At 31.3% G+C, this 1,483-nt stretch carries 1 protein-coding gene; it reads left to right on the top strand.

Features of this window, described 5'->3' with window-relative positions:
* Positions 1 to 57: 57 nt before the first annotated feature.
* Positions 58 to 1,483 (top strand): glycosyltransferase family 39 protein (locus CK510_RS30285; protein WP_095725108.1); only part of this gene is annotated, 1,426 nt, incomplete at its 3' end.

The following is a 1,483-nucleotide window of genomic DNA, read 5'->3' on the forward strand; positions in this document are numbered from 1 at the left end:
AAAATACATAATATTGTAATTAGAAGTTAGTTGTCTTTTACTAATTCCCAATCCCCAATGCCCAATCCCCAATCCCCAATTCCCAATAAACATTTACATTATCTAAGTTTAATTATAGTAATTATACTTGGTGCAATTCTACGGTTTGGAAATTTGGATTTTAAACCGTTGTGGATGGATGAGATAATTACGACTATTTTTAGTTTAGGAAAAAACTATCAAGATTTACCGCTTGATAAAATATTCTCTCTAACAAAATTAACAGATATTTTCACCTATAAACCAGGAATTAGTTGCAGTCAAATTGCCGGAAATATTGCATCTCAATCTACCCATCCCCCATTATTTTTTTGTGGGATGTATATTTGGTTGGGTTGGTTGCAATCTGTGGATATGGATTGGATATGGAAAGTGCGATCGCTTCCTGCATTATTTGGTGTAGCAGGGATTTTCGTTATTTACTGGGTAAATCGGATTGCTTTTTCTCCCCAAGCTGGAATTGCAGCAGCAGCATGTATGGCTGTTTCTCCTTTTGCTGTATACCTGTCTCAAGAAGCACGTCACTACACTTTACCGATGCTTTTGGTGAGTTTAGCTTTGCTAGGATTAATCCAAATTCAAAAAGATATTTTTCAATCTCAGAAAATTAAATTTAGAGTCTGGTTTTTTTGGGTAGTTATCAACAGTTTTGCTCTGTATGTTCATTATTTTTGCATTCTTGCTCTCATTGCTCAGATTGCCACAATAACTATACTTTTATTTGGACAAAGACGAAAAATTCAACTTTTAAAAAAAGCTTGTTTAGCACTGACTTTATCAACTAGTGGAATTTTAATTAGTTATCTTCCTTGGTTAATGATAATGTTCAGTCATTCAAATCGTTCTGAAACCGATTGGTTACAAGTTCCTCAACATATCGCTCCATTTTACCAAACATTAATAAATTGGGTTTTAATGGTAATTGTGTTACCTGTAGAAAAACAACCAATAATTAATGTTGTAGTTTCTGCTATTTTAATGATTGTCTGTGGAGTTTGGATTGGAAGGGAATTTCTTCAAGGATTAAAAAAACTTTTAATTCAAGAAGAAACTAAATTTGCCACTTTCACTTTATTAAGTTTTACGGTTTGGATAATTATCGAATTTTTTGCTATTATTTATTTTCTAAAAAAAGACATTACAGTTGTTCCACGTTATAACTTTATTTACTATCCTAGTTTTTGTGCATTACTCACTGCAAGTCTATTATCTAGGAAGAAGGAAATTATAGATAATAGAAATAGTAAAAGTAATTATTCTCTCAAAAAAAACAGATTTTTAATTTTAAAATCACCTTTATTCATAATTTTAATCATGGGAATTATTAGTTGTTTATTCTTACTCTTGAATTTAGTCTTCCAAAAACCTTTTCAACCTGAGATATTTGCTAAAAATCTCAATCAAGAGCCTTCTATACCAACTATGGTTGTAGTTGCATATAGCG

The organism is Brunnivagina elsteri CCALA 953, from assembly GCF_002289455.1.
GTDB lineage: Bacteria > Cyanobacteriota > Cyanobacteriia > Cyanobacteriales > Nostocaceae > Brunnivagina > Brunnivagina elsteri.